This is a genomic window from Tolypothrix sp. VBCCA 56010 (assembly GCF_050875635.1).
GTDB lineage: Bacteria > Cyanobacteriota > Cyanobacteriia > Cyanobacteriales > Nostocaceae > Hassallia.
Window position 1 is genome coordinate 1 of sequence record NZ_JBPAOH010000046.1, and the last position, 14,656, is coordinate 14,656.

The 14,656-nt window shown below is 42.7% G+C and carries 14 protein-coding genes and 2 pseudogenes; 2 read left to right on the top strand and 14 right to left on the bottom strand.

The window, feature by feature from the left end; genetic code table 11:
• The 8 genes and pseudogenes from AABK37_RS17240 to AABK37_RS17275 all read right to left on the bottom strand — a co-directional run.
• A partial coding sequence (locus tag AABK37_RS17240; protein ID WP_432552784.1) for a glycoside hydrolase family 65 protein occupies window positions 1-2,344 on the bottom strand: 2,344 nt, incomplete at its 3' end.
• Window positions 2,345-2,582: 238 nt separating this feature from the next.
• The gene (locus AABK37_RS17245) at window positions 2,583-4,991 is read right to left on the bottom strand and encodes a sucrose synthase (RefSeq protein ID WP_432552785.1); all 2,409 of its coding nucleotides are present in this window, start codon (window positions 4,989-4,991) and stop codon (window positions 2,583-2,585) included.
• Between the two features lie 572 nt (window positions 4,992-5,563).
• Window positions 5,564-5,830 carry a hypothetical protein gene (locus AABK37_RS17250; protein WP_432552786.1) on the bottom strand — a complete coding sequence of 89 codons (267 nt, stop codon included), beginning with the start codon at window positions 5,828-5,830 and terminating at the stop codon, window positions 5,564-5,566.
• A gap of 651 nt (window positions 5,831-6,481) precedes the next feature.
• Window positions 6,482-6,823 (bottom strand): hypothetical protein, encoded by a 342-nt coding sequence (locus AABK37_RS17255; RefSeq protein ID WP_432552787.1) that lies wholly within the window; start codon window positions 6,821-6,823, stop codon window positions 6,482-6,484.
• Between the two features lie 180 nt (window positions 6,824-7,003).
• Window positions 7,004-7,102 (bottom strand): annotated as a pseudogene (locus AABK37_RS17260) (flagellar assembly protein H); the annotation flags it as partial.
• Between the two features lie 25 nt (window positions 7,103-7,127).
• Entirely contained in the window at window positions 7,128-8,048 is a 921-nt protein-coding gene (gene prmA / locus AABK37_RS17265; protein WP_432552788.1) for a 50S ribosomal protein L11 methyltransferase, read from the bottom strand.
• A gap of 199 nt (window positions 8,049-8,247) precedes the next feature.
• Window positions 8,248-9,828 (bottom strand): phosphoglycerate dehydrogenase, encoded by a 1,581-nt coding sequence (gene serA, locus AABK37_RS17270; RefSeq protein ID WP_432552789.1) that lies wholly within the window; start codon window positions 9,826-9,828, stop codon window positions 8,248-8,250.
• A gap of 459 nt (window positions 9,829-10,287) precedes the next feature.
• Window positions 10,288-10,440: a hypothetical protein gene (locus AABK37_RS17275; RefSeq protein WP_432552790.1), complete on the bottom strand. Its 153-nt coding sequence runs from the start codon at window positions 10,438-10,440 to the stop codon at window positions 10,288-10,290.
• A 45-nt stretch (window positions 10,441-10,485) separates the two neighbouring features.
• Here AABK37_RS17275 and AABK37_RS17280 point away from each other — a divergent pair, with 45 nt between their 5' ends.
• Window positions 10,486-11,184 carry a Uma2 family endonuclease gene (locus AABK37_RS17280; RefSeq protein ID WP_432552791.1) on the top strand — a complete coding sequence of 233 codons (699 nt, stop codon included), beginning with the start codon at window positions 10,486-10,488 and terminating at the stop codon, window positions 11,182-11,184.
• Between the two features lie 80 nt (window positions 11,185-11,264).
• Here the strand turns inward: AABK37_RS17280 and AABK37_RS17285 are convergent, their stop codons facing one another.
• Window positions 11,265-11,552, bottom strand: a complete 288-nt coding sequence (locus tag AABK37_RS17285; RefSeq protein ID WP_432552792.1) for a hypothetical protein — start codon at window positions 11,550-11,552, stop codon at window positions 11,265-11,267.
• A 35-nt stretch (window positions 11,553-11,587) separates the two neighbouring features.
• Entirely contained in the window at window positions 11,588-12,409 is an 822-nt protein-coding gene (locus AABK37_RS17290) for an Rpn family recombination-promoting nuclease/putative transposase (RefSeq protein ID WP_432552793.1), read from the bottom strand.
• Between AABK37_RS17290 and AABK37_RS17295 the strand changes: the two genes are divergently transcribed.
• Window positions 12,374-12,640 carry a hypothetical protein gene (locus tag AABK37_RS17295; protein ID WP_432552794.1) on the top strand — a complete coding sequence of 89 codons (267 nt, stop codon included), beginning with the start codon at window positions 12,374-12,376 and terminating at the stop codon, window positions 12,638-12,640. The genes AABK37_RS17290 and AABK37_RS17295 overlap by 36 nt on opposite strands.
• Before the next feature lie 285 nt (window positions 12,641-12,925).
• Here the strand turns inward: AABK37_RS17295 and AABK37_RS17300 are convergent, their stop codons facing one another.
• The 4 genes and pseudogenes from AABK37_RS17300 to AABK37_RS17315 all read right to left on the bottom strand — a co-directional run bounded on the left by AABK37_RS17300 (window position 12,926) and on the right by AABK37_RS17315 (window position 14,656).
• On the bottom strand, window positions 12,926-13,519 hold the full coding sequence (locus AABK37_RS17300) for a Uma2 family endonuclease (RefSeq protein WP_432552795.1): 594 nt from the start codon (window positions 13,517-13,519) through the stop codon (window positions 12,926-12,928).
• Between the two features lie 139 nt (window positions 13,520-13,658).
• Window positions 13,659-13,946 (bottom strand): annotated as a pseudogene (locus tag AABK37_RS17305) (Rpn family recombination-promoting nuclease/putative transposase); the annotation flags it as partial.
• On the bottom strand, window positions 13,925-14,236 hold the full coding sequence (locus AABK37_RS17310) for a hypothetical protein (RefSeq protein ID WP_432552796.1): 312 nt from the start codon (window positions 14,234-14,236) through the stop codon (window positions 13,925-13,927). The pseudogene AABK37_RS17305 and the gene AABK37_RS17310, both read right to left, overlap by 22 nt.
• 24 nt (window positions 14,237-14,260) lie before the next feature.
• Window positions 14,261-14,656 (bottom strand): type II toxin-antitoxin system VapC family toxin, encoded by a 396-nt coding sequence (locus AABK37_RS17315; RefSeq protein ID WP_432552797.1) that lies wholly within the window; start codon window positions 14,654-14,656, stop codon window positions 14,261-14,263.

Below are 14,656 nucleotides of genomic sequence, written 5' to 3' on the forward strand. Positions count from 1 at the left end.
ATGGGGAGAGGGGGGGAGTGGGGGAGGGGGAGAGGGGGGGACTGGGGGAGGGGGGGACGGGGATAAATTCCTCTTTGTCTCCTTGTCCCCTTGTCCCCGTGTCTCCTTGTCTCCTTGTCCCCGTGTCTCCTTGTCCTCCTTGTCCCCGATGCTGCAAGTCGAATTCGTGCGATTTCCCGCGCCATTGAAGCTTGAATTTTAAGCGTGTCCAACCTGGGGGTAGGTGGGGGTTGGCTGCGGGTTGATTGTCGTGCAGTTGGATACCACCAAAGCCGAAAACTACGGCTTGCCAAACGCCACCAGCACTGGCACCATGAATTCCGTCGGCTGCGTTGCCGCGCACATCTTCTAAATCTACCATTGCTGCTTGCATAAATCTTTCGTAAGCTTCGGTTGTTTTGCCTAAGTCTGAGGCTAAGATACCGTGAATTGCAGGACCAAGAGAGGAACCATAAGTAATGTCTGTGCGAGGTGCGTAGTAGTCCCAGTTTTTCTCTAATATTTCTTGGTTGTAGGGAAATTCCTGTGATTGGCGCATTAAATAAAGTAGCATTAAGACATCTGGCTGTTTGAGTACTTGCCGTTTATTGGCGCCGTCGATGCTTAAAATAGCTTGCATGGAACGAGTGCGCGGTTCGTATTCTTGCAAGTTAATATCTTCTAATTGAAAAAATCCTTCGCATTGCTCGATTAACTTGGTTGATGGATCGTAGGGAATCCAGATATTTGTAATGATATCTTGCCAGCGCGATCGCCTGCCTGGAGTTAGTCCTAATTTCTGCTCTATTTCACTAGCGCGATCGCTCTTATTTTGACGCAGCCAGTCTTGAACTATAATCGCTTTTTCCAAATGCCATTGTACCATCCGATTGGTAAATGTGTTGTTATGGACAAATTCATGATATTCATCCGCACCTATTACCCCGCGAATTTCATATCTTTCATATTTGGTGTTGTACTCAACTCGGCTTGCCCAAAATATGGCGGTGTCTAAAATAATTTCCGCACCGTACTTTTCCATCCACTCGTCGTCACCTGTGGCTTGCCAATAATACCACACGGCGTAGGCGATATCTGCACTGATGTGAATTTCGCGATCGCGACACCATATCCGCACGTCTTCACCGTAAGGATCGTTAGGTAACGCCCAACGCGGGGTCACTTCGTCACCAGTATCGGCACTTTCCCAAGCATACATCGCTCCTTTATAGCCGTCATGAGATGCTTTGCGTCTGGCTCCATTTAAGGTATGGTAGCGGTAAGATAGCAAGTTGCGGGCGATGTTTGGCTGGGTGTAAGTGAAGAAAGGTAACAAAAATATCTCTGTATCCCAGAATACATGACCGCGATAACCAAATCCCGAAAGTGTTTTTGCGGGAATACTCACTTTCTCGTCGTGTCTAGGAGCAGCAATCAGCATCTGAAAGATATTGTAGCGGACTGCTAGTTGCGCTCTGCTATCTCCTTCAATTACAATATCGTTTTGTTGCCAAACTTCATCCCATGCTTTTTCGTGAGCATCGAGCAACTTGGAGTAAGAAGGCAATTGAGCGAGTTTTTCTTGAGCTGCTGCGATCGGATGCGTTACTTCCCGCGAGGTAAAAACTGTGACTATCTTTTCTAAGGTGACTGTCTGTTGGGCTGTTGCCTGGAATTTGGTATTTAAAGTAGGATAACCCGGTGCGCTGGTAACAAGCATAGGTGCATCTGTCCCTGATACTGTCATCCGCGCTGCAAGACTGATTTCGATGCGGGAGTTGCGGGTGCGACGATACAACCAAATTCCGTTGTCAATGTTTCCTTGATCGAGTGCTTCCCAATGGTTGAAGCCTTGATTTTCTGGATAGCCGTTAATACTAGCTTGAATTTCAATTAATCCATCGAAATCGACTGGGGTAATTTGGCAACGCTGCGCTAAGACATGTTGATCTGCTAGGCTAGCAAAGCGTTGAAAAGTCAAATCTATGGTTTTTCCGCCCTTAGTCCGCCAACGTATTTTACGGCTAATTAGTCCCTGACGCAAGTCAAGTTGGCGATCATAACTTAATATTTCTCCTTGATCGAGACGAAAGCGATCGCCATCAACTATTACTATCAGTGGTATCCAGTCAGGACAATTCACAAGTTCCGTGTAAACTACTGGTACACTGTCGTAAACACCGTGAATGAATGTAGCTGGTGATGCTTGTGTATAGCCTTCTTCAAAAGTGCCGCGTGTTCCTAAATAACCGTTGCCGATGGTGAAAACTGTTTCTCTGTGGGGAAACTTGTTCAAATCAACTTTGCTTTCGATTAATGTCCAGTCTGTATAAATAAAATCTTGAGGATGACCTGTTGTATCCATTACAACTGCCTTTGTTGAAGGACTATTCAAAATTCAAAAAGGGACTAGGGACTGGGGACTAGCGATTAGGCATTGGGAAGATTTTGATGGGGTCTGAATCCTGATGTAAATCTTCCCAGTACCCCTTCGGGTTCGCGCCTTGCCGGCACGTTCAAAGTAGCGTCTCCGACAGGAGAGGGAAACCCTCCCTTTCTCGCTGGACTCACCAGTCCCCAGTCCCCTTTTGTATTCAATTTGTTTACCGATGCATATGCTCGTCTAAGATTGTTTCGGCTCTAGGCTTATAAACTAAATGAAATAGAGTTTCCATGTAGCGAAGTAGAGCTTCACGATTTTCACGGGATACAAAGTTCCAAAATGTGTATATTTTAGCTAACAATAACAACTGATTGCTATTGTTATTCCAGTTGTAGTTGTTACGAACTCGTTGAATGACCCACTCAGAGATTTTATGCCAATATTCGGGATTAGTTTCGCATTGGTCAATAAAGTTTAAGATTCGCGTTGCTGTTCCCTCTAAGTCGGTAGGATTGATATGAAATTCATTGTCGCGATCGCCGAGAATTTCTGATGCTCCGCCAAATTGAGTGGCGAAAGTTGGTAAGCCAGAAATCATCGCTTCCAGAATTGTCAGTCCGAAGGCTTCAAAGTGAGCAAAGTGGACAAAAATTCCTTGGCGATCAGCGATCGCTCTATAAGCTTCGGCGAGGTCAACGCTTTTAAGGCGCATTCCCAACCAGCGGATCTTCCCATTTAAATTATACTGGTTAATGATTTCGTGGAGTTTTTTTATTTCTGCGGCTTCTGCCGGGTTGGTGGCATCATTTGCATGTAGTTTGCTGGTAAGGATAATCAAGTTACAACGCGCTTGCAATTCCTGGCTTTTGCCAAAACATTCTGCCAAACCGGTGAGATTCTTTACAGAGGTAATCGGAGCGACAGCAAGAATTATTCGCTTGTTTGGGTCATCTAAATTACCAAAAATTTGCGGGTCTTCCCGGTTAAATAATAGCTCGTTAACTCGTGTAATAACGCTTTTATCTCGGTCTTCCACTTGGCGGAATGGAAAGAATATGTTCTCGTTTACTCCGGGTGCAACCATGTTGAATTTGGGACTAAACAAATCAATTCCATTCACCACATGATACAATTCGGGCATGGTAAAGCACTTATAGGACTCATACTGTCCTATACTGTCGGGTGTGCCGACAATTTCTTGGTAGGACGAGGTGACGATAAAATCGGCAGCATTCATGCTAATAATATCGGCGGTATATTGCGCGGAAAAATGATATTGTTTTTCTAAGTCTTGCCAATAAAGGTTGCTGAATAAATGTTTGGGTTTTTCTAAAGAGTGGGCAATGTGGCAATGAGCGGCTTTCAGACGACGAGCGAGAAGGAAGGCTACTAAATTGCCGTCGCTGTAGTTGCCAATAATTAGATTAGGGGTTCCGTTAAATTTAGCTAATAGTTCTTTTTCGGCATCATTGGCAAATGTTTCTAAATAGGGCCAAATTTCATATTTAGAAATCCAGTTTTGAGTAACTTCGGGATTAAATTCACCGAAAGGAACGCGCAAAATCCAGCCGTTTTCTGTTCCTAAAAGTTTTTCTATGCGTAAGTCGCACTGAGTTCCTTGACAGTTGGGGATAAGCCGGGTAAGAATAAGAACTTGGGGTTTAATGTTTAGCAGGTCGAGTCCGGCAAGTTTAATTTCGGTTTGCAGTTTATTTTCTAAGTTGCGAGCTTGTTCTAAGACGTAGACGACTTGACCCATTGTCTCTGGTCTTCCTAAAACGTCTTCTTGACCAACCCATCCGTGTATAGAAACGAGGACGACGCGAAAAATAGCGGGAATGCGAGAAACAAAGGCTTCGAGGATGGGTGGTTCTGGGTTTTCAAAGAGTCGTTGGAGGAGTTCGAGGGTTTCTTTGACACGGGAAGCGGTGTTTCCCCAACCTGGTTCAAAGCCGATTTGTTGAAAGTCTAAGTGAAATTTTTCGTATGATTCGTTCGGTTGGCGATCGCTAACTAATTTGATTGCTGATGATAGTTGTTGAGATAATTCCGAACCGGAATGAATGCGATCGTTGATTAGTAACGGGATGCCGTCGTATTCGCGTCTTAATAAAACGTCATACAATACATCTAACCAGTACTGGCGATCGGTTAATACTTGACTGCATAAATAACGGTTGAGGAATGTTAGACCTTGACCAATGTTTCTCGGATCGCTGATATTTGGGGAACCTTCATAAAAGGGATGGGTGTCTATTTCTAGAATGTTTGGTTGGTAACGGTTAACGAAGCGATCGCGCACATCTAACAATGCTTTTGGTTCTTGAGACTCGAAAGTCATGTTTGCCTCAAGTCGCCAAATTTCTTGGCTAGCAATTCTCGGTCGGACAACAAACCAAGTATTTTCTCCTTCGATAATTATTTCATGGGTGTAGTGAATTAACTTGCCCAAAGAAGAAGAGTGGTAAAAATACGCAGGTTTTTGCGATTCTTGACAGTAGTCTGCAAACGCTGAGAGAATTTCATTTCTCAAGAAGTATTGCTTTCCACCAGACTTTAATGCAAAGACCAACTGACGTAAAGCAGTTTTCTCATCACTGTTTAAAACAGCTTGAAATAGTTCATGCATGGCGAATTCCTGACAAGAGCGGTTGTCAACTGAAGGATAAAGTGTGTTCGCGTAGCGTGGGAATGAACAAGAAGGATTTTGGATGAAGTTAAGACCTTACACGCGATTTATCTTTCATATTGATATAATTTATTGTTTTGCTGATATCCTTTATGATTTATACTTGATACTTCATTGGTACGGTTCCTCAGGTGTTTGTTTGATTTTTACATCATAAATAAAAGTGATAGTTCACCGCTTCTAGCTGAGGGATGAAACGGCAACAATGTATATTTTGATTGCAATTATTGAGAAATTATTTATATTTCTTTACACAAGGGTGAAGTCAGACGAGTCTTTTTGACTTTTAGGCTAGGCGATCGCTTTTTTCTTTTTAGGAATGAGCGCAAAAATAATTGTAACGCACATTATACAGTAGCGGTAATTCATGAATTACCGCTACGAAGCGACGTGTTCTGAGTAAGTCCTGCTTTTAATAAAAATAGCAGCCAACAAGTTGCTAATGTCGCTGCTTAATTCTGTAAATTGGTAATACGGCAATAACGAGTCTAATAATCCAACCTAATAATTATCTATTGAATTATTAGCTGGTGCATTTTATTAAGATGCGAATACGTATCTGAATGCAAGTAGCCAGTAACCACTTCTCTTAACTTCAATGGTCTATTAGCTTTACACCAGAAAAAGTCATCTGTTCTTTCTTCTCCAGCTCGGATGATGAAGTAGCTTTTATCACCATCATCTTTTGCCACAACAAGAAAACTTTCCTGTGCTTTCCTAAAATCGACTTTCAAGTGTTTAATCATAAGGTAAAACCAGTTGTAGCCTACACCCATCAAAAGAAATATTCGCTTTTAATTCAACAACAAAATAAGCTATATTCAAAACGAGGAAAACACGTAATCTTTACTGATGAGAAAACTTATAAATAAGTAATAATACTGGTGCTTGTTCCAGAAAGCTTGAAAAATCTATGTTTCCCATTCCCCATTCCCCAAATGAACACCTCTATCCGTCTGCTGCTTTGAGAGTGAATTAGAAGAAGCTGACCACCTGAGTTCGACTTGCTTTTGGTACTTTTGTCGGTTTACCTGAACCTACTGAGTTTTGTGGTGATGCCAGTTACATTCCCCACCCTTGGCAAGCTAACCCAAATGGGGCTTTTGCAGCATTTGTTGATGGAAAACTTATCGGTTCTAACTTAGCAACTCGGTGGGGTAGCTTCGGTTCGTTTAATCCGCCCTCGTGTTCACCCAGACTTTTGGAATCAAAAAATTGCTCAACGTCTAATTGAAGCGGTTATGGAACACCTCATACCGTTTCTTTGTGAAGCTGCGCCAAATTATCTCTATACCTTCTCTCTTCGCGTTCTTCTCTTCGAGACGCTAGCCTGCGGCAACGCGGCTGGGCGAACGCGAACGCGTCTTCTCCTTCACCAGACGCCAAGGGCGAACGTGGTTCGTTTTTATTTATTGCGCGTCAGCGCATCTTCATACAGAATTGGTATTAGCTGTTTCGTCAGTCTCAATCTCTACGACGTTCGCATTCAGATAAGTGGTGATATTCGGAGATTGGTTGATTTCTTTTCGATATTCGTTGGTGAAAATATCGCGAGGTCCAAACTGAAACATATCGGTAGTTACGCGATCGCCGATGAAGGGTAGCTGAGGAGATTTCGCATCTTCCCAAGCTTCAGCCTCATAAGCAAAAGAACCGAGTTTGCAAACTGCGTGAGCGCGATCGTAGAAAGGATTCAGGTGAGATTTACTAAAAGCCCAGCCACTGTATGGTACGCCAGAGCGTTTTTCAAAGTCTATCTCGTCCAACGGCATATGCCTCAGACCAAGTTGCTGGTTATTAATTTTAATATTCCAGACCTTAGCGTGTCACTCAAATGCAGTATCAAGCAATTATGGGGAATAATCCTTCTCGTTTTAGGTTTTTGTGTTCAGCTTGGACAAAATGTATAGCTTTGTCTATGTATGGCTAGATATTTGTTTACAGCTACCAACCCTTTCCCAGTATGTGCTGATGGTGGGGAAAAATAGCTCGATAAATTCAGGAAAAAAGTTAGAGAGGAGTTCTTTGAAGAGTCTGTCATGGTCTATCATTATGGCAAAAATTGTTCCTTGAGAGTTACGATCGCCGTACATTCAAACAACACCATTCTTTACGGCGCCACAAGGTCGCAACTACCCAGCCGTTTTTTTCTAAGGCATCAGCAACGGCTTTCGATTGTTCTAATAAAATACCACTGAAAATACCCCAAGTGGTAGATTTAGCGATCGCACTCATTTGCGGTACTAGTTGAATAATCACATCAGCCAAAATATTGCAGACGATTCCATCAACGGGTTTTTCTAGCAGTTTCCTTAAAACGTCTACGCTTCCCTCTGCCGTTACCAGCTTTTCTGCATTAATATCGTTGAGGATGCGATTGCTGTTAGTTGATTGTACTGCTAAAGGGTCGGTATCTACTGCATAAGCTTTCTTTGCTCCCAAAAGCAATGCCCCTATCGAAAGGATACCAGAACCGCAGCCGATATCGGCAATTACCACAAGGTTTTGTTGCGCGTCTGTATTTGTGAAAGATGGCGGTACTTCAGCGAAACGCATTTCTAATGATTCTAAACACAACTGAGTTGTGGCATGACCACCTGTGCCAAAAGCAACACCAGGGTCTAACTTAATTACCAGCCGATCGCTTGATCGCGGTAAAGGTAGCCAAGCGGGATTGATGAGAAAGCGATCGCCTATTTCTTGCGGTTGCCAATGTTGTTTCCAACTACTTGACCAATCTTCCTCATCAATTATCTGCCAATGCAAAGTCGGTGCAGACAATCCGACACACAAAGCATCTTGACGCAGCCATAATGAAAGCGCTGCCAAATCGAGTAACTGTGCTTGAAATTGGGGCAAATAACCCCGCACTAAACAGGAATTTGCTTTTGTTTCACTCGCACTACCACGACAGCCGAAATTTTCCAAACGCCAAAAGATAGATTCTTCTAGGTCTGGTTCGCAGAGAATTTGTAATTCCCACCAGGTGTTTGCCACAAAAAAAGTTAGAAGTGAGGAGTGAGGAGTTAGGAGTTGGGAGTGGGGAGTTGGGAGTGGGGAGTGGGGAGTGGGAAGTTAGAAGTTAGGAGTGAGGAGTTAGGAGTTAAAAATAAAAAATTCTTTACTATTAATTTTTAACTCTTCATTCCTCACTCTTAACTCCTAACTCCTAACTCTACTCGTAACTCCTAACTCTTTAAAGTGTTACCGTGTATGCATCCCTAATTCCCGGCACTTTGATAATTTCCGTCAAAATGCCATCGGGTAACGGATCGTCGATACTGAGTGCCATCACAGCATCACCACGAACGATTTTTCTGCCTACTTGCATACTGGCAATATTGACATTAAAACTGCCGAGTAGGGAACCGAGTTTACCGATAATTCCCGGCATGTCGCGGTGTAAGGTGAATACCATGTATTGGCTGGGGGGAACGCTAATCGGGAAGCCGTCAATGTTGGTAAGGTAGATTTCTCCGTCACCTAACAAAGCACCAGTTACAGAATGAGTACCCAAACTACCTGTAGCTTCTAGATGCAGCGAACCGGCATAATCGCGAACTGAAGCATCTCGCGTTTCAATGACGCGAATTCCGCGTTCTTTGGCTTCGATGCTGGCATTAACGTAGTTTACACGTTCGCGGAGAGCTTGGTAAAGTAGTCCTTTGAGAGCGGCGACAACTAAAGGCTGACTTTTGTTGGTTGCGAGTTCGCCTTGTAACCGCACGTTCAGTAATTCTACTCGTCCGCCGGCGAGTTGTCCGACTAGTCTACCTAAAGTTTCTGCTAGCTGCATGTAGGGTTTGAGTTCTTCCAAGACATCGGGATTAAGTCCGGGAATGTTCACTGCTGAACGTGCGGGTAGTCCTAAAAGCACATCGCGGATTTGTTCGGCAACATCGATCGCTACATTTACTTGTGCTTCTGTAGTGGAGGCGCCTAAATGAGGAGTGAGGATGGCTTCTTTACCGATCGCTCGCAGCTGAGATTCTCCCAACGGTTCTGATTCGTAAACATCCAAAGCTGCCCCTGCTATTTTACCTTCTTTCAGGGCGGCGGCTAAAGCGTCTTCATCAATTATCCCACCACGAGCGCAGTTAATTATCCGAGCATTGGGTTTCATCTTCGCCAATCTTTCGGCGTTGATTAAATGTGTCGTTTCCGGAGTTTTCGGGATGTGTAACGTGATATAATCTGCTTGCTGCAATAGCAAATCTAAATCGACTAATTGACAGCCTATTTGCTCGGCTCGTTCTGTAGAAATGAAAGGGTCAAAAGCTAACAATCGCATTCCCATTGCTCTGGCAACAGCAGCTACATGAGAACCGATTTTACCTAAACCGACAATACCGAGAGTTTTTTTGTATACTTCTGCGCCAACAAAAGTTTTGCGATCCCACTCATTGCGTTTTACAGAAGCATTGGCATCGGGGATGTAGCGAGATAAAGATAACATCATTGCTAGCGCGTGTTCGGCGGCGGCGATCGTGTTACCTTCAGGAGAGTTAACAACGACTATACCTTGGCGCGTGGCTGCGGGAACATCGACATTATCGACACCGACACCAGCACGACCGATAATTTTTAATTGGGTGCCGGCTTCAATGATTTCTTTGGTAACTTGAGTGCCAGAACGAATCATCAGCGCGTCATATTCACCAATGATTTCTATTAGTTCTGCTGGTTTGAGATTTGTTTTAACATCGACAGTGGCAACTTGGGAGAGAATGTCAATCCCAGCTTGGTCAATTGGATCGGAGACAAGAACCTTAGACATGATTGCTGATTTTATAGCTAGAGATATCGCTGCACAAGACTTTTAAGTTTAATATTTATGTGTCGCCATTGAAGCAAAAATTATTCGTTTGACATCAAGCAAGTCCTCACCTAGTTGTGATGATGGGATATTGGGTGAAGGTTCGTGTGGCGCTGCCTCCTATATCTGATGATTGGCGATTTGCAACCCTGTGGGTGAGTATAAACCATCAGTAGCGCTAAATCATATATCTAATATCTATATATTTATAAACATTTCTTAGTTTTGTGCAATTGGGGCGAAAGCTCTGGGTTGTGAAGGGGTATATTTGTTTACGAACCGCCTTCGCGGAGCGTCTCGAAGAGAAGGACGCCAAGGACGCCAAGGAGGAGAGATGAAGTTTAATTTTACAGAAATGTCTAACAGCAAAGATTATAAGGACTAAAGTCCTTACTACGGTACTTATATATCCGTCGATGTTTACTGAAGATGGTACACCGATAGAAGAGAATAAGCGGATAATTGAGGAAGCGATCGCTCAATACATTCAGCAAGAGAAGAATAATTAGAACTGAGAGTGCGATCGCTTGCTAGTACCTGTCCATCGCTCATAGAGTCGAGCAAGAGAATCATCAGAGTTAATCGCTATAATTTTGGTGAGTGTTAGGTAAACTAGCCATGTTAGAGTACAACCTGCCAAAGTACTTGCCTTCAGCCGAAGAACTACCCGACTCTGACGAAACCCCTGTGGATAATGAACTGCAAGAATTAATACCAGGCTTGCTGAAGGCAATATTGCTAATACTTTGGGCAGAACGCATGGACTGGTTCTTTGGCATAGATATGGGTATTTATTATCACCCCGATCAACCGCCGATTGTACCAGATGGGTTTTTGAGCTTAGGGGTAGAAAGGTTTTATGATGAGGAATTACGTCCGAGTTATGTGTTGTGGGATGAAAAAATTGTACCAACTTTAGTGCTAGAGGTGGTTTCTCAAACTTATCGCAAAGAATATACGACTAAATTAAATGAATATGCAGATTTAGGCATACTTTATTATGTAATTTATTCTTCTCGCCGTCGCCGCAAACCGCGTTTGGAAGTGCATAAATTAATTAATAGCAAGTATGAATTGCAAGCCGGAAATCCTGTTTGGTTACCGGAAATTGGTTTAGGAATAGGATGCGATCGCGGCAATTATTCTGGTGTAACCAGAGAATGGCTTTATTGGTACGATCTCTCAGGAAAACGCTATCCTACGCCACAAGAACAGATTAAATTAGTACAAAAACGCGCTGAAGTGGCAGAACAACGCGCTCAACAGATGGCACAAAAGTTGCGATCGCTTGGCATAGATCCAGATCATTTTGATTAAGCTGAGACAAGGGTATTGACAATTTCAGGTATTTTACGTGAGCGCAGATGAATTGTAATTGAGTGATCGCACTCATGAAACTATAATTTACCTTTAGTAATTCTATCAACTTTATTCTCAATTGTGTTCAGCTTTCTCAAAATGGTAGGACGGTCATTGTCTAGGGATGCCAACAAGTTAGTAATACCCTCTTGAACAGTAGTTAACCTCGCAACAATATCTTCTAATCGTGCAAACCCTGACTTAAACTCTTGTATACCCTCGCGCAATTCTTGCCGTTCTAGCCTTGCTTCTACCATAGAATCAAGCATTGCTTGAGCAGTTCTCGCATTACTTTCGATCAGTTGCTTGAGTTCTTGGTCAGTCATGATTTGTGTGAAGGTAGATTTTATTCTCTTTAATTTTAAGACGATTTTTGCTCTGCTACTTGTTGGACTTGTGCAATATCTAAGTCTAAAGCCTGTGCTATCTGTTCTTGGGTTAAACCCAGTGTTAACAGTTTCGGGATAGCTTCTAATTTTGCTTCTAAACGTCCTTCTTGTTTACCTTTTTGTTCACCTTCTTGTTTACCTTCTTCTCTAGCTTCTTGATAAACCCGCGTCTGCTTCAATTCACTTAATCCAAACATTGCTTCTATCTCCTTTTGACTCATTTGAGGAAACTTGTAAACCAAGATTGTCTCTATCAATTCTAGTAATTGTTTTTGTGGTAGTTGTAGATTTACTGCTTGCTGGGTGCGGTTGATTAATTCCTTGGCGCTGTTAATGGCTATATCTTTGTCTTCAATTACTAATTTTATTGTAGCAATGCCTATTGGTAAGGATGCAGCTGAACCTAATTCATCTAGGTAAATTATACTGAACCGCTGGCTGTGGAAGAATTCTATGAAATCTTCTTGATCACCTATATCTATATTTCTGCTTGGATAAATCACCACTCCTCGCCAAGGATTTTTACGTTTATTTTGGCGTAAGTATAAAGAAATTTCTGAGACAAGGCGCAAGTAAATGTCTGAGTCTGGTTGAAATTGAACTTCGACAAAATAAATCGGGCTTTCTTCGTCTTGGGTCGGAAGAAATACACCATCAATTCTAAAGGCTGTTTGCTTGACTTCAACTGAAGAAAATTGGTAGAGATTCGCTGTTTCGGGAGGGTTGCCAATCAGTTCAAAGAAGATATTGGGAAATTCTTGAAAGAGACGATAAAAGATGCTGTCAGTTTTCACCGTCGGGTTTTGGCTTACTTTTTGTTTGTTCTACAGTTAAGCATAGGCTACGATCGCGCCAATTATTCCGGTGTAACTAGAGAATGGCTTTATTGGTATGATGAATTTAGAAAACGCTATCCTACACCGCAACAGAGAATTCAACGGTTAGCTGAGAAATTGCGTAGACGCGAAGCGGTGAGGCAGTGCGTTGGGGAGGCAGTGCGGTCTTCTCCCAAAGGGAGAGGCTAGCGCCAAGGGGTTTCACGCCAGTTCTCTCAAGTCCGCAGAGCCGCCCACGAGACTGGCTCCCCAAGTGGAGCACCTGCCGTCGGGTTCCCGGACTTGTTCGCTGAAAGCGTTCCCGTAGGGTAGCAACTGCCGAACCCGTAAAGCCCTTGTGGGCACACTGACGCTCCTTACGTCGCTACCGCTTCGCTAACGTGAACGCGCAGCGTCTCCGTCAGGAGAAGGGCTTGTCGTTAGACATCGCTGGGCATAGCTCCAGATAATCTTGATTAAGTAATCCCTTAATCACTATTCCTTAGTTATTATCCGACTATATTCAGTCACAGCATCATATTGGTCAGCCATGCGTGCATATTTTGCTAATAACTCCAAATTTAAATCAGGCAATAAAGTACTTTTAGGAACTTTTATATAGCTATCACCTTGTAAACAATAAATAGATAATAAACCATCTTCCCAAAACCAAACTTCTGGTACTCGCAAACGCTGATAAATTTCTAGCTTATTAATTCCACCGCTGGTGACAGTTATTTCTAAAATTAAATCGGGAACAGGTTTTTTTGTCCCTAAATTATAAGATTCATCGGGTTCTCGTCGCGTTTTGTCTTCCTGTTTACCTATAGTTGCACTTCCCCGTCCATAAAACCGGATATTCCTAGTCCGCATATAAACTTCCAGCAACATCGCCAGAGTTTTTTTATTATCCTCGTGGTCGTCAGAAAGTGGAGACATAATTTCGAGAATATTATCTAAATAAGTTAGTCGTGCGCTTGTCCCTGCAAGGGTGACATCAAGCTGTTCTAACTGTTGCCAACTGACATTGTACAGAAGAACATAAGAAGTCTCAGCAGTCGTAGGGTTTTCCAGGACAGGGGAAGACATAAGTTAAACCTAATTAGTGGCTTGTTTCTATCATAAAACTAAGATGCCATAGATCCAGATAATCAAGATTAATGTGCGATCGCGCCAATTATTCCGGTGTACAGCGCTCCGCGCATGAAAACAGCGCAGCTTAAAGAAGTTATCGCCCCAGCTGTGCTGCTTCTTGGACTTGTGCAACGTCCAAATCCAACGCCTGTGCTACCTGTTCTTGAGTTAAACCCATTGCTAACAGTTTAGGAACAGCTTCTAATTTTGCTTGTATGCGTCCTTTTTGTTCACCTTTTTGTTCACCTTCTTCTAAAGCTTCTTGATAAACCCGTGTCTGCTTCAATTCACTTAATCCAAACATTGCTTCTATCTCCTTGCGACTCATTTGAGGAAACTTGTAAACCAAGATTGTCTCTATCAATTCCAGTAATTGTTGTTGTGAAGGAAATTCTTGAAAGAGACGATAAAAGTTGCACTTCCCCGTCCATAAAATCGGATATTCCTAGTCCGCATATAAACTTCCACCAACATCGCCAGAGTTTTTTTATTATCCTCGTGGTCGTCAGAAAGTGGAGACATAATTTCGAGAATATTATCTAAATAAGTTAGTCGTGCGCTTGTCCCTGCAAGGGCAACATCAAGCTGTTCTAACTGTTGCCAACTGACATTGTACAGAAGAACATAAGAAGTCTCAGCAGTCGTAGGGTTTTCCAGGACAGGGGAAGACATAAGTTAAACCTAAATATTCAAAACTCAAGTAAATGGATTAAATATGGCAATACCGCATCCCTCAAAGTCCTTTGTATTTCTAGTTACTAATGTAATTTGGTGAATTTTAGCGGTTGCGGCAATGATTATGTCGGCTTGAGTGCGAGGTTTTCCTTGAGTTTGTAAGTATCCTCTTAATTCACCTGCACGTTTAGCAATTTCTGGGCTGACAGAGATTATCTGACAGTAAGTTACCAAAAAATTATCAAACCAAGTTTGAATCCTGATGTTTGGTTTTGCTGATAAACCATAGCAAATTTCTTCCAATGTAATAGCACTCAGAAAAATTGATGAGATGCTTTGACTCCAGGCAATGACTCCAGGATTCGGTAATGGACGAGCTAATTCACTGATAATATTAGTATCGCAAAGAAAGCTCAT